Source organism: Mucilaginibacter metallidurans, assembly GCF_003286435.2.
Classification (GTDB): Bacteria; Bacteroidota; Bacteroidia; order Sphingobacteriales; family Sphingobacteriaceae; genus Mucilaginibacter; species Mucilaginibacter gossypii.
Genome location: NZ_CP043449.1, coordinates 3,446,676 through 3,468,364 on the forward strand (window position 1 = coordinate 3,446,676; position 21,689 = coordinate 3,468,364).

The following is a 21,689-nucleotide window of genomic DNA, read 5'->3' on the forward strand; positions in this document are numbered from 1 at the left end:
AGTTAATCTTCCTCGCCATTTACATTTGCAGTGAGCACATCGCTCATATAATCAAAAAAGGGGCGCATATTTTTAAAAGTATCAGAAGCCTTTATGATGAAATCCGGGCGTAAAGCCTCCTCATCGGTAAAGCATCGTCTTACTAAAAACTGTTTATAACGCAGCAGCTCAATAGCTTCATGATCTACAGCATAACCTTTGGGTGCGGTTTTCAGCTGTTCGCCTTCTAAAACGCCAAAAGTTTTTGTAAACTCCGTACTGCCGATGATTTGCTTCAACGGCGAGGCATCAAAAGCGATATCATCGCGGATCCGCTTAAGATCGGGTGCATCCGGGGCCCAAAAGCCACCTGCTATAAATGTATTGCCCGGTTCAAGGTGAAAATAATAACCACCGCGGCGGTGCTTTCCCGCCCGTTTAAAATTCCCGCTCCAGTTAGTTTTAAAAGGCGTTTTATCTTTTGAAAAACGGATATCGCGGTAGATGCGGTGCAGGGCCTTTTTTGCGCTGGGCGTTTCGATAACGTCATGCGTATTGAGCAGGTTCAATAAGCCGGCAGTAAAAACCTCCACCAGTTCAAGCTGCTCTTGGTATGTTTCTTTATGCTGCGAAAACCAGTCGCGGTTATTGTTCTGTTTCAGTTGCCTCATAAAATCAAAGGTGGAGGCGGGTAGTATTAGCTGGCTCATAATTAAAAATGATCTGCAAAAAGCAGAAAAGCCAAATTAGAGAAATTTGCAGGCAGTCCAAAATTGATTCCGCCTGCACTGTTTAATAATACATTCGGATGATGCTTAAGCAACCGGATTTCCCCTCAAAACAAAAATGTGACACTTGTTTTTTGCCGAAAAACCTATCTTAGCCAAACAATCAAACCTGCTATGAAAAGGCGCTCCTTTGTTAAATCAACCCTGTTAACCGGTGTTACCGCAACTGTTTTACCTGCCATGAGCAAAGCTACAGAAACTTCTCCCAAAGCTGCCGAATACTATGAGCTAAGGGTATACAACCTGAAAAATTCGGAACAGCAAAAACTGGTAGAGGATTTCCTGAAAGATACTGCTATACCAGCCTTCAACCGGTTAGGTGTAAAACATGTAGGCGTATTTACCGAAATGAAGCCCGAAGGTCAAACCAGGCTTTTTGTGCTGGTGCAGTTTAACAGTTTTGCCCATTTCGCAACAGTGACCGATAGTTTCGCCGGCGATGCAGAACTGCAGGCCAAAGGCGCTGCTTACCTTAATGCCCCGGCCGCTGCACCTGCTTATGAACGGATAGAAAGCTCTTTGTTAAAAGCATTTGTACACATGCCGCACCTGGAAGCACCTGAAAATAAAACGAGGATCTTTGAGTTGAGGCAGTATCAAAGCGCAACTGAAGCCGCAGGTAAAAAGAAGATTGAAATGTTTAATGATGAAGGCGAAATAGACGTATTTAAACGCCTCGGTTTCAAGCCCGTTTTTTGGGGCGAAACCGTAATAGGTTCACAAAGGCCTAACCTTACCTATATGATCACCTTTGATGACCTTGATGCCAAGAATGCTCACTGGAAAGCTTTTGGTAGTGATCCGCAATGGAAAAAGATCAGCGCCGTACCGGAATATGCTGATGCCCTACTGGTGAGCAAAATAACATCAACTATGCTGATGCCAACAACTTATTCACAGATTTAATTTTTTACAGACTTACGAAGTTTTGGAAACTTCGTAAGTCTTGCTTATCAACGGCCTTTTCGAATTTCATCATACAGCATATTTTTCATAAATTTATTAGCCACGATATGGAGGCAAACAGGTAAACACTCAGCGAGGCTGAGATTGAACTTCTGAAAGAAGGCTTGAAACGAGGTTATAAAGAGCGCTTTCAAATGCTACCCGTTTGTACAAGATAAAACAAACCATGAGCAAGGCTTCGATAGTGCATAAACCATTTATCAGCAAATAATCTGTGGATGTATTTGACGAGGAAATATTAAGCCTTTTCAAAACCCATATTCCCCTTAATTCCCCTACTGCCTGTTTCAACATTTGTTTTAAATAAATATTGCCTTGGTTAGAGCCAAAAGACCCTGGTTTTGAGAGGGCCAAACGGAGCGCAATTTTTCCTGAGACTCATGACCTTTTATCAATCATTATAAAAATCAAAAATACTCAATAAAATATCATTAAAATATTATTAAATAAATAAAAACAATAACTATCCATACCCGGCTCTGCGCCGGAATTATGAAAGTTAAGGCCCTGCGTAATGCTATTACGCAGGCAAAAATAAAAGAGGCCGGTACAAGATTCGAACTTGCGAGCATTCCTTTTGCAGAGGACTCCCTTGAACCACTCGGGCAACCGGCCATGTTGTGGAAATAAAAGGACTTGAACCTTTAACCGACACCGTATAAGGGTGCTGCTCTTACCATTGAGCTATATTTCCAGCTGTAAATCAGTAGGGTAACCCGGACTCGAACCGGGAACCTCTACATCCCAAATGTGGTAATCTGACCAATTGATATACTACCCTGTAAAGCAAAAAATCCCCTTAGTTTTATCTAAGAGGATTTTTCAATGTCGTTATATACTTACTATATATACATAGCTATCTCCTCTGATAAATCAGTATGGGTGATGGACACTGTATACATATTGTTGTTTTCATAATGCAATGATACAAACAATATTTTAATTAAAAAATAATTATGAAAAATATTTTTTTTCAATTGGATTTGAACCTTGATTCATAGGATTAAAGGATTACTTGAGTTAGAACCCTAAAGTAACATTTAAGCTTCCCAATTTCTGCAAATCATTAAAGCATCAAGTCCATCTTTTAATCCTACAAACCAAGGTTCTGAAAAAAATAAAAATATTTTTCACTGCGCAAATACACTGCGCAGTAGCCTCTAACCTTTGTATCAACAAAACGAAATAAAGGAGGTTCAAAATGAAATTCAACCTGTTAAGCAGAGTAAAAACCAAAACGGTAAACCATGAAGGTGCAAAAGCCTTTACCATGAGTGCCGAACTGGAATTGTACACCACGGTGGTAACCTGGAGCTTAAACGACACCTTTTATGAAAAAGACCAGGCACGTATGGAGCGCCTGCGCAACTTGATAGCTAAATGCAACCCGGTATTTGTTGGTAAACTGGCAGTTTATGCACGTACCAAAATGTATATGCGTTCGGTACCGCTGGTGCTGGTTACCGAATTGGCTAAGCTGCACTCGGGCAACGATCTGGTTGCCCGGGTTACCGACGGGGTTATCGGTCGCGCAGATGAGATCACCGAATTGCTGGCCTGCTACGAAACATTAAATCAGCGTAAAGGCACTAAAAAGCTCAACCGCTTGTCAAAGCAAATGCAAAAAGGTTTATCGCAGGCGTTTAACCGCTTTGACGAATACCAGTTTGCCAAATATAACCGCGATGGCGCCATAAAAATGCGTGATGCTTTGTTCCTGGTACACCCACGTGCCAAAGATGATTTGCAGCAGCAGATCTTTAACAAGATAGCAGCGAACGAACTGCAAACGCCTTACACCTGGGAAACAGAACTCTCGGCCCTTGGCCAGCTGAATTTTGACAGTGCGGAAGCTAAAGCGATAGCGTTCCGTGCCAAATGGGAAGAACTGATTGACAGTGGTAAAATAGGTTATATGGCTTTGCTGCGTAACCTGCGTAATATACAGGAAGCCGGTGTAAGCTATGCCCACTTTAAAAAAGTGTGCACAACCATTGCCGATGGCGAACAGGTGGCTAAAGCCAAACAGTTTCCATTTCGTTATTTGGCGGCTTACCGTGAGCTGATAACACCTGCATCTGCGGTACAAAACATTGCAAGGGCGGCCAAAGCAGCCATAACAGGCAACAAAGGCTATACCGGCGAACTGCTGGATGCTTTGGAAAAAGCAGTACAGGCAAGCGCTGCCAATATCAGGGGCTTTGATGAAAATACCCGTGTGTTGCTGGCCTGCGACGTGTCTGGTTCCATGCAGAAACCGATCTCGGCAAAATCAAAAGTGCTGCTGTATGATATTGGTTTAATGCTGGCGATGTTGTTGCAGTCGCGTTGTAAAAATGTAGAAGTGGGTATGTTTGGTAACTTCTGGAAAACCATTACAGTGCCTCGCGGTAATATTTTAGGCAACGTGCAGGAGTTTTACCGCCGCGAAGGTGAAGTGGGCTACTCTACCAATGGTTACCTGGTTATCCATGACCTAAGTACCCGCCGCGTGCAAATGGATAAGGTAATGTTATTTACTGACTGCCAGTTATGGAACAGTAATGGCGGTAACAACCACATCCAGGAGCAATGGGTTTATTATAAACAACACATTGCGCCAAAGGCAAAACTGTACCTGTTTGATTTGGCGGGTTATGGACAGGCACCATTGCAGCTGTTGCAAAACGATGTGTATTTAATTGCAGGCTGGAGCGATAAAGTTTTTGATGTGTTAGCAGCAATCGAAAACGGAAGCTCAGCACTGAACATTATTAACAATATAGATTTATAGAAATGTGCAGGAATGTTAGCTAACATCCTTGCACTTAAAAAAATAAAGATGCCGTAGGCGAGAGTTACTTCGCAGCCAATAATGGGGAGGGCATTGTGGCGAAAGCCATGATGGAGGTTCGAGTCCTCGCATGCAAGTCCCCTAAGTCTCTTGCCGCCTTTGCTCTTTATACAGAAGGTGCCGTTTATAAGTGTTACTTCGATTTCCAAAACTGAGACGTCGGTTCGAGTCCGGCCCCGAAAGGGTAGTTGAGATGGTTAAAACACGGTGTAAGCAAGCACTTATAGCTTATTGCCCTTCTTTTAAAATTTTGAAAATAAATAAGGTGCCGTAAACAAGTACTACTTCGTTTAGGGACGTTAGGGTCGCCGGTTCGAGCCCGGCCCGCTGGTAACCGCGGTAGCTCAGTTGGTAGAGCATAATGCAGAAGATTTGTTGACCATCGCCCTTATTTTTAAATGAACAACAGGTTAAAGTGCCGTAAACAAGTATTACTTCGCTTTTTAACCCCAAGGTCGCCGGTAAAAGCCCGGCCTTTAGCCGCAAGCTAAGGTAGCTTAGAGATTAAGTTTAGAGCATGGGACGACTGAACCACTTGTTGGCAATTGCCTTTAAGCTGTTGTTCATTAAAACTTTTTTACCTAAACCTGTTGCAATCAGGAATAAAGATGCCGTAGATAAGTGTTACTTCGCCTGTCACGCAAAATCACAGCACTTGTCAATTGTTGCTCTTTATTCCATGATTTTTAAACAAAAACATCCCCTTTGGGGAATAAGTAATGGAAGATGCCGTAAGCGGGTGTTACTTCGTTGGTTGAAACATGTAGCAATACATGAAGACAGGTTCGAATCCTGAAAGCCACCTGCTGCCAGTAGCTCTTTCATTTTTAACTTTTAACATTAAAACCATGACTGATACTATACAACAAAAACTACTTGAATTGGAGCAGACCGAAAACATAAAAATACTTTATACCTGCGAGTCCGGAAGCCGGGCCTGGGGCTTTGCCTCACCCGACAGTGACTTCGATGTGCGTTTTATATACGCCCGCCCGGTAAACTATTACCTCAGTATAACAGATATGCCCGATTTTATAGACCTGCCTATAAATGATGTGCTGGATATACGCGGCTGGGATATACGTAAAACATTGAAGCTATTCCTGAAGTCAAACATATCCTTGTTTGAATGGATACAATCACCTATAGTTTACCGTGAAGCCAGTGATTTTGCCAATGAGATAAGGAACATAATGTCGGAATACTTTTCGCCAAGGGCATCGGCCAACCACTATTCGTCATTGGTTTTTAATACCTTGCGAGATGATTTGCAGGGAAGCGAAGTTAAACTGAAACGCTATTTTTATGCACTAAGATCAACACTGGCCTGCCTTTGGATAGTCGACCGTAAAACAGTGCCACCTATGGAGTTTAGCAAACTAAGAAGTTTGATAACCGACACGCATTTTCAGAATACCGTAGACGACCTGCTTGTTCAGAAGCAAACAGCAGATGAAAAAACGTTGATACAGCCAGTACCGCTATTACAAACCTGGCTGCAGGATATGCTGGCTTATTGCCAACAGCAGATATCTCTGCTGTCATCTGAAAAAAAGCAACCACACGAATTGAACCGACTGTTCAGAAAATACATATTACAATGACCTTTGATCATCTGCAACAAAACCCGCAACTGCTCCTGCTTGATTGTATCAGCGGGAGCACTGCTTATAATCTCAACGTTAAAGGCTCAGATACGGATAAGAAAGGCATATTTATCATGCCTCAAAAGCAATTGTATGGCTTTACCCAAACCGATCAGGTTGCCAATAATACTAACGACGAGGTTTATTTTGAAATCAGGCGTTTTCTGGAATTGCTAACCAAAAACAATCCCAATATACTGGAGTTATTAAGCACGCCCAGTCAATTTGTATTGTACCGCCATCCGCTGATGGACTTGGTAAAGCCGGAAGATTTTCTGTCGAAACTTTGCCTGGATACCTTTGCAGGATATGCACATTCGCAAATAAAAAAGGCCCGCGGTTTAAACAAAAAGATCAATAAGCCGATGGATGAGGAACGGAGATCTGTATTGGATTTTTGCTATGTGATCCATAATAACGGTAGCATCCCGCTAAAAGACTGGCTTAAGGAAAATAATTTTGAACAGCAGGCTTGCGGCTTGGTAAACCTGGACCATTTCAGGGATGTATACCTACTTTATCACCAAAAACAATTGAAGGCAGGCTACTTCAGGGGAATAACATCTGGTGCCGACGCTGATGATGTACAACTGAGCCCCGTACCCGAAGGAGTAGAACATCTGGCGGTGATGAACTTTAATAAAGATAGCTATTCGGTATACTGTAAAGAGTTTAAGGAGTACCGCGAGTGGGAAGCAAAGAGAAATGAGGCGCGCTATCAAAGCACGTTATTGCACGGCAAAAGCTACGATGCCAAAAACATGATGCACACTTTTCGCCTGCTCAATATGGCCGGAGAAATAGCACAATGCGGCCATGTAATCGTAAACCGGCCCGACAGGGATTTCCTGCTAAAAATACGCAACGGCGAGTTTGAATTTGATGCACTGATGAATATGGTTGACGAAAAAATGGAGCAAATCAATGAAACGTATCGAGCCTCTACCCTACCTGATAAACCGGACCTGCAAAAGGCCGAAGACATTTTATTGCAAATAAGAGCTGAATTTTACCACAGTAATCAGTTTTAATTTAAGTATTATAGCTATTAAAAACGTCGTTGCAATGACGTTTTTCTGATACATTATCATAGCTGATCAATTTTAACCACACCTTAAAATCGAAAAGGGCCATTCCAGTTAGGAACGGCCCTTTTGGCTGATCTCTAATCACTAACCTCTGATCACTACTTGTGTTTGGCGCTCATATAAAAAGTGATCTCACCACCATTCATGATCTCATCATGGCTGATGAACAACTTATCAAGCGGTTTGCCGTTTAATACCATCTTTTGCACATAAACGTTTTTAGCGCTTTGATTTTTCACGTTGATCGTAAACTTTTTACCGTTATCCAGATTGATCACCGCATGATCAACAGCTGGACTGCCGGTTGAATATTGATCTGAACCCGGAGCAACCGGGTAAAAACCAAGTGAGGTGAATATGTACCAGGCGCTCATCTGGCCTGTATCATCATTGCCTCCTAAACCGTCGGGGGTTGGCTTGTACATCATCGGTAAAATCATGCGTACGCGTTCTTGCGTTTTCCATGGTTTATCTGTCCAGTTGTACAGGTAGGCTACGTGGTGCGACGGCTCGTTGCCGTGCACGTAGTTACCGATAATGCCGTCGCGGGTAATATCTTCTGTTTCGGCAAAATATTTATCAGGCAGGTTCATGGTAAACAATGAATCCAGGTAACGTACAAAGCGCTTATCGCCCCCCATCAGTTTGATCAGGCTTTCGGGATCCTGCGGAGCGAACAGGGTATAGTTCCAGCTGTTACCTTCAATAAAACCTTCGTTAATGGTGCTCAACGGGTCAAACTTAGTCCTGAATGAACCATTGGCCAGTTTTGGGCGCATGAAACCTATTGAGGCGTCATAAACGTTTTTATAGTTTTCTGAGCGCTTGATAAACTCCTCGTAGATATCGTTTCTGTTTAGTTTTTTTGCAAGCTGAGCAATGGCCCAGTCGTCAAAAGCATACTCCAGGGTTGAAGACACCGATACGCCACTTTTTTCATCAGGGATGAAGCCTTTATCCATATACTCGCCAATACCTTCATAATCGCGGTGACGGGCTGTAGCAACGCAGGCATCAAGCGCTTTGTTAGCATCAAAATTTACATTGCCTTTTATTACAGCATCTGCAATTACTGCAACACTGTGATAACCGCTCATACACCAGTTTTCGTTACCCGAATTTGACCATACCGGCAGCATATGCTCCGGGCTTTGATCAAAGTGCGCCAACATCGACTGGATCATATCCGCGTTACGTTTCGGCTCAATGATGTTAAACAGCGGGTGTAACGCCCTGTAGGTATCCCAAAGCGAAAATGTAGTGTAGTTAGTAAAACCATCTGCCTTGTGCACATTTTGGTCAAGGCCTTTGTATTGACCATCGGCATCCATGTACAACGTTGGGTTGATCATGGTATGATACATAGAAGTATAGAAGTTCAGTTTGGTTTCTTTACTTCCGGCAATCTCTATTTTGTGCAGTTCTTTTTCCCAAAGTTGCTGACCATCATTTTTTACTTTATCAAAATCCCAGCCCGGTGCTTCGGTGCGCATGTTGTTCATCGCACCATCCATACTTACAGGAGATATTGCAAATTTGATCTTAATCTTCTCCCCTTCTTCTGTTTTAAAGTCGAAGTATGTACGGATCTGCCTGCCGGCAATTTCAGGAAGTTTTTGGTTTGATTGAATTTACCCCAGAAACCACCGTATACTTCACGTTTATCAAACTTTTTATAGCCATGCTGATAAAAAGGTTTTGAAAAACTCATGGCAAAATACAACGTACGTGTACGGGCCCAGCCATTAGTTTGGCGGAAGCCAACAACAGTTGAATCATTAACTACTTTAAGGTAAGTCCACACGTTTTTATCGGGATAGTTATAGATCCCAGCCATGAGGTCAAGGATAATGTGCGACTGATCTGACTTAGGAAAAGTATATTGGTGAAAACCAACTCTCGCTGTAGTCGTTAACTCGGCAGTGATGTTATGATCATCCAGCTTCACCTTGTAATAATTGGCACCACTAACCTCATTCTGATGCGAAAATGCCGAACGGTAGCCGCTGCCTGGTTTATCGGCCACACCCGGATTGAGTTTTAAAACCCCAACGGTTGGCATAATTAAAAAGTCGCCCAAATCTGAGTGACCGGTACCGCTGAAGTGGGTATGACTAAAGCCTACTATCGTTTTATCGTCATACTGATATCCTGCACAATATTTATATACATCCGGATTGTAATGACCGTCCTTTTCATAGCTGGCAGTGTCTGTTTCGGGGCTTAGTTGCACCATACCAAAAGGTACCGTTGCTCCCGGATAGGTATGCCCCATACGTTGTGTGCCTATAATAGGGTTAACATAATCAACCAGCTTTTCTGTTTTGGTTTGAGCCTGGCTATAAACGGCCGTACCTATTAATAATGCTGTAAGTAATCTTCTCATTGTAATCTTTAAGTATATTCATTTTTTCCTCTCATATACGAGGAAATTCTGCGTCGTGGCCGCTGGCCTTGTAATCTTTTTTTTAACAAAGCAACTAATTTATGTAAAGCAGCCCGCTAAATATGGGAGTACGTGGTATTTGTTACAGATACCTGTAAAAAACGGTTTAAACCGCGGGATTTAAAGCATAAGCGGCCCACAATTCATCCACTGTTTTACCTGTTAGATTTTTCCAACTCTCGTTGGTGAAAGTATGCTCACGCAGTTGCTTATCAAGTATTTTTACCAGATCGGGCTTCGCGTTTTTTTCTGCCCATACCAAAAAGCGTGCAGTTACGCGATATGCATTATCATAGTTTTGGGTTGATTTAAATGCTGGCAATGCCCATTTGGCCCCGGCGTTGTCTACTCCAAATTTAAACCTGGCATAATCAGCAATCCCTTCGGTTAACCATCCGGGGCCATCGCTGTTGCCATAAGCCTGTACAATGTGCATTACTTCGTGAGTAACCACGTCAATATCGCCGGGATGTTTGGTCATGTATTTCGCGCTGAATACTACGGTATCATTTCCGGTAGCAGCTACGCCGTCATAAGCAGTGTCGATAACAAACGTTACTTTTTTAGATGTTTTTTTGTTGTACTCCTTTGAAAGTTTTGGATACACTTCAAAAAAGGTTTTGATCAGCCTGTCTTTCAAATCTGTGCTAAATGCAGCATCCTTACTGATAAAAGTTACCTGGTAGCCTTTTTGTTTAAAAACTTCCTGCGCATTGGCATTCAAACCCATGAACAAGCCCGAAATTAAGAATAGTGAGAAAATAAATATTTTTTTCATGAATAGTTTTGGTTTTTACGATTGATAATAATTAAACCATCCAAATATAGATAAAACGTTTTATCATTAAAGCATATTACGCTGTAATATTATTAATAGTTCCCTTTCAATTTATTCAAAAACAAACGCCTGTTGCTCTTCAAACAACAGGCGTTTTATTAATTAAACAATATTATCGAAAAAGAACTATGAAGCAGTTGAACTATGGTGGAGTTAGCCCCCCAACTACCTCAACCGGTTCTAACTAACCAGGTGAGCAGCATCAATGTTCAAAGCTAATTAAATAAAACGTTTTACCAAATGATTTTTAAGGAAATTAGTGGCCCCAATACTAAACTATTGTCACGCTGTAGCCTTCGACAGGGTTGATCCCCGCTCAATCAGTTTCGACGGGATCTTCAGATCAATTTTTGAAGCATCAAGTTTGTGTGTGTTGATTTGCGCCATTAAAATATCAATTGCCGATTTTGCAATGTCGTAAGTAGGTTGTTGTATGGTAGTAATACCCGGCGGGTATAGACTAAACACTTCATTATCATCAAAACTTATCACGGCCAAATCATCCGGGATACTAAGCTTAAGATCTTTGATGGCCTGCAAACCCATGGTACCCAAATAATTGGTGGTAAAGAAAACAGCATCCATTTGTTTTTGCTTTTCAATAAATGCTTTAACAGCCTCAACTCCTTCATTCTTGTCCATATCAAAGGGAACCTTTAAAACCATCTTACTGCTATCTTTCAGGTTATTATCTTTTAAAGCAGCTTTATAGCCCAGGCTCCGGTCGTTTAGCTGGATCAGCCCGAGGTCGGCAGTTACCATCCCGATATTTTTATATCCCGATCGTACAAAACAATCAACCGCGTTATAAGCGCTTGCATAATTATCAACCAGCACATGAGGGATGCTTGTCCCGGGGAAATATCCGTCAATGAGCACTACAGGCTTTTCATTATCAACCAGGTTCTGGATATCTTTTTCCAGCCCTTTCATCGGGGTAATAATATAACCATCAACCAGTTGCTGGCTCAGCATCCTGATCATGTCCTTGCCTTTTTGCAGGTTATTATTGGTGCTGCAATAAATAATACGATAGCCGTCTTTTTCAGCCTCCTCTTCAATTACCTTTGCCATCTCTCCAAAAAACGGCCCGCCAATGCTCTCCACTATCAGTCCGATAACTTTTGAAACACCCGTACGCAAACCAACCGCCATACGATTAGGTTCATAACCATTTTTTTGGGCCACATCCAATATCTTCTTACTGATCTCTTTGCTAATACGGCCCTTGCCATTTAAAACAAATGAAACAGTAGTTATTGATGTATCGGTAAGTTTGGCTATATCCTTAATGGATATTTTTTTTTTCATCATCGTTTTTAAATTCAGGTTTAAGGTTTAGTATGCCCGACATCTTAAAGTCTTATCAATTTTTATGTTAAACCGGCAATTCGTCAAACAGGTATCTCTGTCAAAATTCAACTTTTTGCTTTTTTTTCAATCAAACCCGGCAAGTTAATTTTGCTAATTGCCAATATTTTAACCTTATAATATAAACATTTAAAACCGGACTGGTAAATATAGCGTATGGCTTCCATTTTCGACCTTTTCAACAACAATTTATTGCAATACAGTTATAAACTTTCATTAAGATCATTAAAAAATTAAAATAGAAGACCTGTGTATAAAAGCTTTCATCGTATCAATTGCTAACAAATTAATGCTAAATTTAGATTTTGTGTTTTCCCTGATTAATTGGTATTTTAAAACTTCATGAGTATAACCCCGAAACTCAACCGCTTTGATCTTTCAATGATTGTTGTGAGCCTGGTAATAGGCATGGGCATTTTTGCAGCACCGGCAGAAGTAGCAAAAAACTCAAGCACACCTCTTTTGTATTTCGGAGCCTGGCTGCTTGGGGGAGCAGTAAGCCTGTGCGGGGCGCTCACCTTTGCCGAAATTGGCGCCCGCTACCCCACCACCGGTGGCTTTTACAAGGTTTTTTCGTACTGCTTTCACCCGGCTTTTGCCTTTATGATCAATTGGGTGCTGGTAATAAGCAACGCGGCCTCCGTTGCTGCCGTAGCGCTTATAGGCGCGGAATACATTAACCCCATTATTATGCCACAAAGCCTGCAAAACGATGCGGGCATCAAAATCATGACTATAACTTCCGTAGTTGTTTTATATATTATAAACTACCTGGGCATTAAAATGAGTGCACGCACACAAAATGTGCTTACCCTTTTTAAAATAGGCATGATCCTGATTTTGTGTGCGGCAGTATTTAAAGGTAACATCAATACTACCAAAGAAGTTATCGCATATCATAATAATACCAATATAAGCGCGTTCGGAATAAGTTTGGTAGCTGTATTTTTCACCTATGGCGGTTACCAGCAAACTATAAATTTTGGAGGCGATATTATAAACCCGAAGATCAATATCCCCAAGGCTATATTTTTTGGGATAGCTACCGTGATATCATTATACATGCTTATCAACTTTGCCTATTATTCGGTTTTAGGCATTAGCGGGCTACAGCATAAAACTACGTTAGCGGCAACCCTTGCAGGGGTTTTGTTTGGTGCTGCGGGATATAAAATAGTATCGCTGCTGATGTTTGTTTCGGTACTGGCTTTCGTTAACGTTAATATTATGGCCAATCCGCGTGTTTATTATGCCATGGCCGAAGATGGTATATTACCTGCCCGCTTTAAACGTGTAAACAGCCAAACCCAGGTACAGGAGTTTGGATTGAGCTTTTTTGTTGGCGCGGTGCTCATTATCCTGTTTTTTGCCAATTCGTTTCAAACCATATTAAATTATGTAATGTTTTTTGATACAATTGGGCTTTCAACTGCAGCTATAACCATCTTCATTTTGCGGCGTAAAACCAAACAGCTCAATAATACCGGCATCTATATCATGAAGTGGTACCCTGTTATACCTGTCATATTTATTACCACTTATTGGTTTGTTACTATCAGCATTTTTATTGAAAACCCGCAGGCTGCTTTAATATGCATTTGTGCTTTTATTGCCGGCCTTATTATTTACTATATCACAAAACGAAGCCAAAAACCTAACACTATACTTTAATTATGGATTTGTCATTTATTTTAAATGAGCTTGGGGAGGAAAGAGAAAACTACTTTAACGCCGTTTCGCCGCCAATTATGCAATCAAGCAACTTCAGTTTTAAAGATGTTGCCGGGCTTAGGGAGGCAATGAGTGACGAATTTGAAAGCAGCCTGTACTCAAGGGGACAAAACCCGACACTTAATATCCTCAGGAAAAAACTTGCCGCGTTAGACGGGGCTGAAGACGCCCTGCTGTTCAGCAGCGGTATCAGTGCTATAAGTGTCCCCATTTTATCGCTGTTAAAATCCGGTGATCATATTATAGCCGTGGATAACCTGTACAGTTGGACAATTAAATTATTTAAAGACTTTTTACCCAAATTTGGCATTACAACCACATTTATTGACGGAACAGTTTTTGAAAATTTTGGACAAGCCGCAACTCCGCAAACACGCCTAATTTACCTCGAAAGCCCTAACACATTTTGCTATGAGCTGCAGGACATCAGGAAAGTGACCGATTTTGCGAAATCAAGAGGTATCATAACCATGATTGATAACAGCTATTGCAGCCCCCTTTACCAGCAACCAATATCTATGGGGGTTGACCTTGTGGCGCAATCAGCTACCAAATATATTGGCGGCCATTCGGATGTTGTGGCAGGTGTGCTTACCGGCAGCAAAGCTGTGCTTAAAAAAATCTTTGATCACGAGTTCATGAATACCGGCCCGGCGCTGTCGCCCCACTCGGCATGGCTGCTTTTGCGGGGATTAAGAACGCTCCCGCTCCGGCTGCAACGCAGTTTTGAAAGTACCAGGATCATTACAGAATGGCTTGCCTCTCATCCGGCTGTACAGGATGTGATCTGGCCTTTTAGTCCCAAATTCAATCAGGCCGATTTAGTTAGCCAACAAATGCAGGGCTGCGGAGGTTTATTTAGCCTCATATTAAAACACAGTTCATTTAATAAAATTGAAAGGTTTTGCAACAGCCTGAAACATATTTTACTTGCAGTGTCGTGGGGAGGCCATGAAAGTCTTGTTGTGCCGGCCATTGCCTCTTTTAGTGAGGATGAATATTCGGCGGATAACGACCATCATCAATTAATCCGGATGTATATTGGTTTGGAAGATCCTCAATATTTGATAGCGGATATTAAACAGGCTTTAGAAAAGTAAGCAGTCCCGGCCCCGCGCCGGGATTTATTGTTTGGTTTGGAAATAAATACTGTTCAATTTCAAACATTCATTCCCATTTTTTTATGCCCAGCTTTTGCATTTTTGAATGCAGGGTTGATGGCGGCAAACCTAATTTAGAAGCTGCCCCATCCTTACCGCTTATTTTGCCATTGCAACGTTTCAGTACATCTAAAATATGGTCGCGGGCGTGTTCATCAATGGTTTTTAATCTGTCGGTCGGCATTTCGGCATAAACAGGGCTTTCTTTTTTTCCCTGCAGCTTGGGCAGGTAAGCGTCTTTTATTACCGGGCCATCCGTTAACAGGATACTGCGTTCAATAAAATGTTCCAGCTCGCGCACGTTGCCCGGCCAGTGGTATTCAAGCAGTTGGGCCATTACGTTTGCTGAGATCCCCGTTACCGCTTTACCGATCTTTTGCGCGTAACGTGCCAGAAAATGATTAGCCAATACCGGGATATCATCTTTACGTTCTCTTAAAGGTGGAATTATGATCGGGAACACAAACAGCCTGTAATATAAATCGAGCCGGAAGCGGCCTTCTTCAACTTCTTTTTCAAGGTTGCGATTAGTAGCCGCAACTATGCGTACGTTGATCTTCACCGGGCCTCTGCCGCCAATGCGTTCAATCTCCTGCTCCTGTAAAACACGTAATAGCTTAACCTGTAATTCGGCCGGCATTTCACCTATCTCATCCAGGAAAATAGTACCGCCATCGGCCAGTTCAAATTTGCCGGTACGCTTTTCAACAGCTCCCGTAAAAGCACCTTTTTCATGCCCGAACAGTTCGGACTCAATCAGGGTCGCCGGCATGGAGGCACAGTTTACCACTACCAAAGGCTTGTTTTTACGAGGCGACAGATAGTGGATACTCTTAGCTATCTGCTCCTTACCTGTACCGCTTTCGCCTAAAACCAATACCGATGTATCAAGCGGAGCTACTATGCCAATGTGGTCAAGTACGGTGAGCATCTGATGGCTTTTACCGATAATATCTTTAAAACCTGCAACTTTGCTTTTTTCACTCAATTGATTTTGGCCTAATTTATCAACCCTCGTTAGTGACGGCTCAGGCACATCAAATGGGATGATCTCCTCCACCGTGCTCAGTAATAATCTGTGCAGCCGATCTAACAAGATCAAATGATCATGGGTATAACAGTCGGTTTTGCGGCTGTAAAACGAAAAATGAATAACATCCCCTCCTGACGAAAGCAAAGGCAATCCTAAAAACGATTGCATATTAAAAAACTGGGCAATAAGCTTTTTAACGGGAAACTGCGGCCAAATCTTAACAAAATTAGCAGCATTATAAAAATCAGCCTTGGTTATCCGCGGACTGTCTTCCTGCATCTGGCTCAATTGTGCCTTGTTTGTTTTTATGATGTTTACCAATTCATCCTTGCCAATAACCTGGTATTCATCAAACCCTGTGCGTAAAAATGAGAGGGCGTTATCAGGAAAACCCGTATCATTTTTCATAGTAACGGTCAAATAATCAAACGGTACATGCGGCTGGATGCTCATTGCTATTTTCAACAGCTTCTGTTTCCAGTTTATCGGTTCGGCAACAATATTTTTAAACACCTGCTCCAGGGCCTGCTCCTGGCGCAATTTTGATTCGATACTGTTTTGATGTCGGTAAAAAGCAACATCCAGGGTTATCAGCAACTCCTTTTCGCGGAATGGCTTTACCAAAAAACCATAGGGCTGCGTAGCCTTTGCCCGTTCCAGGATACTTTCCTGAAAATTAGCCGACAGGTATACAAATGCTATATTTTTTGAAGTGAGCACTTTGGCAAGGTCGATACCGTTCAGGCTACCCTTTAAAAATATATCAAGTAATACCATTTCCGGTTTTTGCTCCTCAATGATCTCCAAGGCTTCGGATACAGAATCGGCAATGCCGCAAACTTTATAACCGGCGCGGGTTAATATTAATTTCAGATCATACGCCACCAGCGACTCATCCTCAACTATTAATATCTTTTTGTTCATATTTTAATTAGCTGCAAAAGTTTTTCGTTCAATATTACTTAACATCTTCTCGGACCTGAATTCGACGGTGATTATAGCGCCGCCGTAATTTTCTATTTTAAAATAACCGCCCAGTTGTTTACTTAATGCTTTCATCATTTCCATTCCTAATGAGCTTGCTTTTTGGATGTCAAAATTAACAGGCAGGCCTATTCCATTATCAGCTATGGTGAGTATAATGGTTTCCTCGGCCAGTTGTAAGGTTACTTTAATTTCGCCCCACTGCACGGGGAAGGCATATTTTATGGCGTTTGTAATGGCCTCGTTTAGTATCAGGCCTACAGGTACGGCCTGTGCAACATCAAGCTTAACAGGCTGTATCATTTGCTCAAAACGAATTCCCCTATCGCCGGGATCATAACAATCGGCCAGGTAATTGATCAGCTCATTAATATAAACCGCCATATCGATATAAGCCACATCCGAATTACTGTACAGCTTTTGATGAATAAGCGCTATAGCCTGTACCCGGTTTTGACTTTCCCGGATTGCGGCAAGTGCCGCGTTGTTCTTCAAAAATGCCGATTGTGTATTAAGCAGGCTCATTACAATTTGCAGGTTGTTTTTTACCCGGTGATGCACTTCCTTTAAAAGCCAGTCCTTTTCATCTAACAGGCCATCCTTTTCATTAAGCAGAATTTGTAACGATAGGTTCTGATTATTAATTTCCGTTTGTTTTAACTGTAATTGCAGATTGCTCCTTTGCTTGTGCCGGTAACCATTAAATGCCAAACCTGCTATAATGATGAGCATGGCCACACCACCAAAAGTAATGTTACGCTGCATGTTTACCTTTTGCAGCTCGGCTTTTTGATTCTTACTCTGTTCCTGTAAAAACCTTATCGACTGCTTGTTTTCATTAGTTTTATATCTGATATCGAGCTCTTCTATCTGCTTGTTTTTAATGGCATTAAACAACGAGTCATCAAGGCGTTTATGGATCTCAAAATGTTTTATCGCAGCTACATAGTTGCCCGATGCAGAATCGACCCGAAACTGCAAGTTATGAATCTTGGTGAGTGTGATAGGCCTGATGGTATTTGATGGCAGCGATAAGATCTGTTTTGTATAAATGCCCGCCTTTTTATATTGTTGAATAAGCAGGTAAAAGCCGGCCATGGTTTCGTTGTAATGAACAAAATCAGTAACCTTTTGCTCGTTGGTGGTATAAAAGTCTTTACTAAAGTTAGTAACCTTATATACGTCCATCATTTTCAGATAGTATCGCTCGGCTTCCGGGTAATCTTTCAGGGCAACGTAGATATTGCCAAATGCCTCATACATATCAACCTTTTGCGCCAGGATCTTTGGTGGTACATCTTTTACCGCCTGTTTCAAGTATACCAGTGCTTCTTTAGGCCTTTTAGCTGTTATGAAATCATAAATAATGAGGCTCAGGTACCCATAAAAATCCTCGTACTGTTTTCTATGCTTTAATATCTCGGCCGATTTAAGGATGTAAATAAGGCTTTGGTCGTACTTATCCAGGTCGGCATACACCAATGCAAGTTTGGCGTAATAAAAATCGGCCAAAGCCGTATCAGCCGTGGCGTTCATACTTTTTATTACCTCGTGGCGATATAAAAGCTCGTTATGCAGATCAACCTTTTGTTTGCTTATCTCGGCAAGGGAATGATAGGTATAATGAAGTTTTTTGTAGCCTATTGCTTTGTATTGGGCCAGCACCTGGCGCAGTTCGGTTTCGGCCAGATCAAGTTTCTTTTGGCTAAGATGGATGTCGGCTATGTTCTTGTTCATATCAGCCTCATCCAGTTTATGGCCCGTTTGCTGAAATAAAGCCCGGGCCTGCTCATAACTATTTATTTTATCAGGAATGGCAACTGTATTATCTATTGATATATTATCGCCTAAGCGGGCCAGGGTTTTACCTTCCTGGTACTGATCACCTGTTTTATGGTAATAACCAACCACTTCCAAAAAAACAGCTTTACCCTGCTTCAGGTTGTCCTGCTTGAGATACGCTGCCCCTTTAAGCATCATAGCTTCGTTAAGCCACTTTGCCGAATGGATGGCAACACTCATTTGTATGGCTTTATTAAAAGCGTTGATGCCGCTATCCAGCACCTCTGTGTGGTCGCCTTGCTTGTTTAGATAATAGCTGCCTAATTGTATTTGTAGTTTAATTGTATTGGTGTCGGCTTTGTTTTTTTGGTTATCGAGGTTTAGTTTAATGGTAGCAATGTCCATCTTTTTTTGCCCGGATACGCTTGGGGCAAAAATTAAAACAATAAAACATGTCGCTATATATTTAAACATACACTTAGTATTTTATTGCCCCAGAGATAATTACCGACAAAACCATAACGAAATCATCTCCTGTGAAAGTCACGGAATAGTGATAGGCGATGATTTGCTAAATTTATTCAATTTTATGCAAACGGCATCAATAAGCAGAAAGCTAAATTTTCTTTATTGCTGAAATAACCAAGATCCGGACCGGCATAAAAATCCCGAACGCTGCTGAACCGGTCAATGTACAGATCATGGATTCCATTGTACAGATTATAGATCGACGGAAAATTTCGGATTTATATCCCGGAGGTTCCTACCAAACCCGGTTCTCTTTAGTATACTCTCTTTCAATACCTTCCAATATTAGTTCAGAGGTTATGCGGCTTTCCTTGCGGGCCAGCATTTGCAGGCATGCAAATTGTACTACATTCAAGATCCCGGAACCACTGAGCTCATATTTACGCGAGATCTGCTCAAGGTTAATGTGCCCGTTGAGGTTGGCTTTAGGCGGAAATGATTTTTGCCAGATAGTATAGCGTTCATCGGCATTAGGCAGCGGGAAGTTAATAACCGACTGAAACCGGCGCATAAAGGCCTCATCAATGTTATTTTTAAAATTGGTTGCCAGTATCACCAGGCCATTGTGCTGCTCCACACGCTGCAGCAGGTACGATGCTTCCTGGTTAGCATATTTATCGTGCGCATCTTTAACGTTAGTCCGTTTGCCAAAAAGCGCATCGGCTTCGTCAAAAAACAGGATCCAGTTTTTATTATCGGCCTTTTCAAATAGCTTGGAGAGATTCTTTTCTGTTTCGCCTATAAACTTGGATACGATCATTGACAGATCGATCCTGAAAACCGGCTTACCCGTGTACTTACCAAGCAGAGATGCGGTAAGTGTTTTCCCCGTTCCCGGCGGGCCGTGGAATAATGCGCGGTAACCCGGTTTCAGTTTCCGTTCCATGCCCCAGTCGGTCATTAATACCTGCTGGTAGTTCACCCAGTTTTCCAGCTCAGCAATTTGCCTGCGGGTAGTATCGTTCAATACAAGGTCGTCCCAGTTGTAGGTAGTTTCAAGGTGTTGTGCCGGAAAGTTCATACTTAGTTTGGGAATAGATTCGGTGCCGCTGATCAAAAGTTCAACATATTCGGGCTGTAACAATAATCTACCGGATAAAGCAGGCTCACCTTCGGGCACATCCTCCAGGTATAAAATGTGCTGCTTCGCCAAATTACTATGATGATGAAAAAGATCAGCTATCTCCAGCCGCTTTTCCAGGTCATCGCCTGCCAAAACAAAAACCGCTGTTTGACCGGTTGGCAAAAAGCTGCGTCCGTTACGGCTCCTAACTCCACCAATCTGCTGAAAATCGCCCGATTCACGCATGTAAGGCTGAATAATTTCATCAAAAAACTCAACCTGTAAATGAGGTACCAGGGCCATCATTAGTATAATAACCTCATTGCTGTTCAAGCCATGATCATCAATTAATTTTTCGAGCACACTACCATTTCGCTCCAACTGGGGCAGCAGCGGAGGCAAATAAGTTGCGTCGTTACCAAATACAGTTTGCAACCTGGCTTCAACACAACCGGCTGTATACTGCATCAGCGCTTTTAATTGCTTAATATTAGTATCCATTTTATTTACGCGGGCCGTTTTGCTGTACAACATGGGTTAACTCGTGCGCCAGCAGGTTCATACCGGCGGTGCTTTCAGGGTCAAACTTGGCTGCGTTAAAATAAATATCGTTACCATGCGTAAACGCCTGCGCTTTTGAAAGGTTGCAAAGCTCAACAGCCTGCTGCCCGGTGTGGATTTTTACCTGCTCAAAATTGGCATTCATCTGATGCTCCAACTGTGTGCGTACTTTGGCAGGTAAGGGACTACCTCCGCCTTTGCTTTCGTTCAGCAACCTGTCAAACTTTGCTTCCGGGGTTCGGGCCTGCCTTCGGTTTTTTCCACACTGCCACCTTTTTCTTCCTTTTTTTGGGCAGCGGCCTTATCGTCTTTTTCGTCGCCTTTTTCCTTTTTCTGGGCTTGCCTTCGTCCTTTTTATCTTCTTCGCCTTTTTTTTGCGGCTCCTTGTCTTTTTTGTCTTCTTCCTTCTTTTGCGGTTCTTTGTCCTTTTTCTCTTTCTCTTTTTTCTGAACCCCTTCTTTATCCTTTTTATCTTCTTCTTTATTTTGGGCTCTTTATCTTTTTTATCCTCCTCTTTCTTCTGAGTTGGTTTCTCTTCTTCTTTCTTTTCGTCTTTTTTCTGCGGCTTGCCTTCCTCCTTCTCGTCCTTTTGTTCTTTTTTCTGAGTCGATTTCGCATCCTTTTCCTCATCCGCCCCCTTTTTTTGAACGCTCATTTGCCCCATTCGCTGCGATGAATTAGCAGTTGCCTGCTGTGCCATAGTCACCTTATGTGCTACCGCATCGGCCTCCTGTTCAAGGGCACTGTCCTGGTTGCCGTCAATCTTCCTCGCCTGGAAAAAGGCATCACTATCCTGCTTGCTTTTTTCGCGGCTGCCATTAAAAAACGGTTTCTCGGCTTTATCCGCCTGTTTCTGACTAAGCGGCTGGCGTGTATTTTGGATGTATTTCAT

The 21,689-nt window shown here is 42.2% G+C and carries 15 protein-coding genes, 3 tRNA genes and 1 pseudogene; 6 read left to right on the forward strand and 13 right to left on the reverse strand.

All coding sequences use genetic code 11. The features are described from left to right. Window positions 1-2: 2 nt before the first annotated feature. Window positions 3-689: a DUF2461 domain-containing protein gene (locus DIU38_RS14670; protein ID WP_112652141.1), complete on the reverse strand. Its 687-nt coding sequence runs from the start codon at window positions 687-689 to the stop codon at window positions 3-5. Window positions 690-881: 192 nt separating this feature from the next. Here DIU38_RS14670 and DIU38_RS14675 point away from each other — a divergent pair, with 192 nt between their 5' ends. Further along, a complete protein-coding gene (locus tag DIU38_RS14675; RefSeq protein ID WP_112652142.1) occupies window positions 882-1,673 on the forward strand; it encodes an NIPSNAP family protein in 792 nt (263 codons plus the stop codon). 601 nt (window positions 1,674-2,274) lie between these two features. Here the strand turns inward: DIU38_RS14675 and DIU38_RS14680 are convergent. The 3 genes from DIU38_RS14680 to DIU38_RS14690 all read right to left on the reverse strand — a co-directional run bounded on the left by DIU38_RS14680 (window position 2,275) and on the right by DIU38_RS14690 (window position 2,514). Then, window positions 2,275-2,348: transfer RNA gene (locus tag DIU38_RS14680), tRNA-Cys, on the reverse strand. 6 nt (window positions 2,349-2,354) lie between these two features. After that, window positions 2,355-2,427: transfer RNA gene (locus DIU38_RS14685), tRNA-Ile, on the reverse strand. Between the two features lie 13 nt (window positions 2,428-2,440). After that, window positions 2,441-2,514, reverse strand: a tRNA-Pro gene (locus tag DIU38_RS14690). 420 nt (window positions 2,515-2,934) lie between these two features. Between DIU38_RS14690 and DIU38_RS14695 the strand changes: the two genes are divergently transcribed. Further along, complete coding sequence (locus DIU38_RS14695; RefSeq protein WP_112652143.1) at window positions 2,935-4,506, forward strand: TROVE domain-containing protein; 1,572 nt, start codon at window positions 2,935-2,937, stop codon at window positions 4,504-4,506. Window positions 4,507-4,794: 288 nt separating this feature from the next. Here the strand turns inward: DIU38_RS14695 and DIU38_RS34470 are convergent, their stop codons facing one another. Continuing rightward, a complete protein-coding gene (locus DIU38_RS34470; protein WP_262714361.1) occupies window positions 4,795-4,926 on the reverse strand; it encodes a hypothetical protein in 132 nt (43 codons plus the stop codon). A gap of 488 nt (window positions 4,927-5,414) precedes the next feature. Between DIU38_RS34470 and DIU38_RS14700 the strand changes: the two genes are divergently transcribed. Beyond that, window positions 5,415-6,170: a nucleotidyltransferase domain-containing protein gene (locus DIU38_RS14700; RefSeq protein ID WP_167516185.1), complete on the forward strand. Its 756-nt coding sequence runs from the start codon at window positions 5,415-5,417 to the stop codon at window positions 6,168-6,170. After that, entirely contained in the window at window positions 6,167-7,243 is a 1,077-nt protein-coding gene (locus DIU38_RS14705; RefSeq protein ID WP_112652146.1) for a DNA polymerase beta superfamily protein, read from the forward strand. Before DIU38_RS14700 ends, DIU38_RS14705 begins: the two co-directional genes overlap by 4 nt. A 155-nt stretch (window positions 7,244-7,398) precedes the next feature. On the opposite strand, the pseudogene DIU38_RS14710 reads toward DIU38_RS14705, so the two are convergent. The 3 genes and pseudogenes from DIU38_RS14710 to DIU38_RS14720 form a co-directional block, all read right to left on the reverse strand. Further along, window positions 7,399-9,686, reverse strand: a pseudogene (locus DIU38_RS14710) (GH92 family glycosyl hydrolase). Between the two features lie 166 nt (window positions 9,687-9,852). Further along, window positions 9,853-10,524 carry a basic secretory protein-like protein gene (locus DIU38_RS14715; RefSeq protein ID WP_091171233.1) on the reverse strand — a complete coding sequence of 224 codons (672 nt, stop codon included), beginning with the start codon at window positions 10,522-10,524 and terminating at the stop codon, window positions 9,853-9,855. Window positions 10,525-10,866: 342 nt separating this feature from the next. After that, entirely contained in the window at window positions 10,867-11,898 is a 1,032-nt protein-coding gene (locus DIU38_RS14720; protein ID WP_208057809.1) for a LacI family DNA-binding transcriptional regulator, read from the reverse strand. 399 nt (window positions 11,899-12,297) lie between these two features. Here DIU38_RS14720 and DIU38_RS14725 point away from each other — a divergent pair, with 399 nt between their 5' ends. After that, window positions 12,298-13,626 carry an APC family permease gene (locus tag DIU38_RS14725; RefSeq protein WP_112652148.1) on the forward strand — a complete coding sequence of 443 codons (1,329 nt, stop codon included), beginning with the start codon at window positions 12,298-12,300 and terminating at the stop codon, window positions 13,624-13,626. A gap of 2 nt (window positions 13,627-13,628) precedes the next feature. Beyond that, window positions 13,629-14,786, forward strand: coding sequence for a trans-sulfuration enzyme family protein (locus DIU38_RS14730; protein WP_112652149.1), 1,158 nt, complete (start codon window positions 13,629-13,631; stop codon window positions 14,784-14,786). A 67-nt stretch (window positions 14,787-14,853) separates the two neighbouring features. On the opposite strand, the gene DIU38_RS14735 is transcribed toward DIU38_RS14730, so the two are convergent. From DIU38_RS14735 to DIU38_RS33090, 5 genes are all read right to left on the reverse strand, one after another. Then, the gene (locus tag DIU38_RS14735) at window positions 14,854-16,803 is read right to left on the reverse strand and encodes a sigma 54-interacting transcriptional regulator (protein WP_112652150.1); all 1,950 of its coding nucleotides are present in this window, start codon (window positions 16,801-16,803) and stop codon (window positions 14,854-14,856) included. 3 nt (window positions 16,804-16,806) lie between these two features. Further along, on the reverse strand, window positions 16,807-19,119 hold the full coding sequence (locus DIU38_RS14740; protein WP_112652151.1) for a tetratricopeptide repeat-containing sensor histidine kinase: 2,313 nt from the start codon (window positions 19,117-19,119) through the stop codon (window positions 16,807-16,809). Window positions 19,120-19,408: 289 nt separating this feature from the next. Continuing rightward, complete coding sequence (locus DIU38_RS14745; RefSeq protein WP_112652171.1) at window positions 19,409-20,737, reverse strand: ATP-binding protein; 1,329 nt, start codon at window positions 20,735-20,737, stop codon at window positions 19,409-19,411. A gap of 1 nt (window position 20,738) precedes the next feature. Continuing rightward, window positions 20,739-21,011, reverse strand: coding sequence for an eCIS core domain-containing protein (locus DIU38_RS14750; RefSeq protein WP_167516186.1), 273 nt, complete (start codon window positions 21,009-21,011; stop codon window positions 20,739-20,741). Between the two features lie 87 nt (window positions 21,012-21,098). Next, window positions 21,099-21,689: a hypothetical protein gene (locus DIU38_RS33090; RefSeq protein ID WP_167516187.1), complete on the reverse strand. Its 591-nt coding sequence runs from the start codon at window positions 21,687-21,689 to the stop codon at window positions 21,099-21,101.

Coding starts and splice junctions, on each gene's coding strand:
- DIU38_RS14745 (WP_112652171.1), bottom strand. CDS start 20,737: ATGGATACTAATATTAAGCAATTAAAAGCGCTGATGCAGTATACAGCC.
- DIU38_RS14705 (WP_112652146.1), top strand. CDS start 6,167: ATGACCTTTGATCATCTGCAACAAAACCCGCAACTGCTCCTGCTTGAT.
- DIU38_RS14720 (WP_208057809.1), bottom strand. CDS start 11,898: ATGATGAAAAAAAAAATATCCATTAAGGATATAGCCAAACTTACCGAT.
- DIU38_RS14670 (WP_112652141.1), bottom strand. CDS start 689: ATGAGCCAGCTAATACTACCCGCCTCCACCTTTGATTTTATGAGGCAA.
- DIU38_RS34470 (WP_262714361.1), bottom strand. CDS start 4,926: ATGCTCTACCAACTGAGCTACCGCGGTTACCAGCGGGCCGGGCTCGAA.
- DIU38_RS14695 (WP_112652143.1), top strand. CDS start 2,935: ATGAAATTCAACCTGTTAAGCAGAGTAAAAACCAAAACGGTAAACCAT.
- DIU38_RS14715 (WP_091171233.1), bottom strand. CDS start 10,524: ATGAAAAAAATATTTATTTTCTCACTATTCTTAATTTCGGGCTTGTTC.
- DIU38_RS33090 (WP_167516187.1), bottom strand. CDS start 21,689: ATGAAATACATCCAAAATACACGCCAGCCGCTTAGTCAGAAACAGGCG.
- DIU38_RS14740 (WP_112652151.1), bottom strand. CDS start 19,119: ATGTTTAAATATATAGCGACATGTTTTATTGTTTTAATTTTTGCCCCA.
- DIU38_RS14675 (WP_112652142.1), top strand. CDS start 882: ATGAAAAGGCGCTCCTTTGTTAAATCAACCCTGTTAACCGGTGTTACC.
- DIU38_RS14735 (WP_112652150.1), bottom strand. CDS start 16,803: ATGAACAAAAAGATATTAATAGTTGAGGATGAGTCGCTGGTGGCGTAT.
- DIU38_RS14700 (WP_167516185.1), top strand. CDS start 5,415: ATGACTGATACTATACAACAAAAACTACTTGAATTGGAGCAGACCGAA.
- DIU38_RS14725 (WP_112652148.1), top strand. CDS start 12,298: ATGAGTATAACCCCGAAACTCAACCGCTTTGATCTTTCAATGATTGTT.
- DIU38_RS14730 (WP_112652149.1), top strand. CDS start 13,629: ATGGATTTGTCATTTATTTTAAATGAGCTTGGGGAGGAAAGAGAAAAC.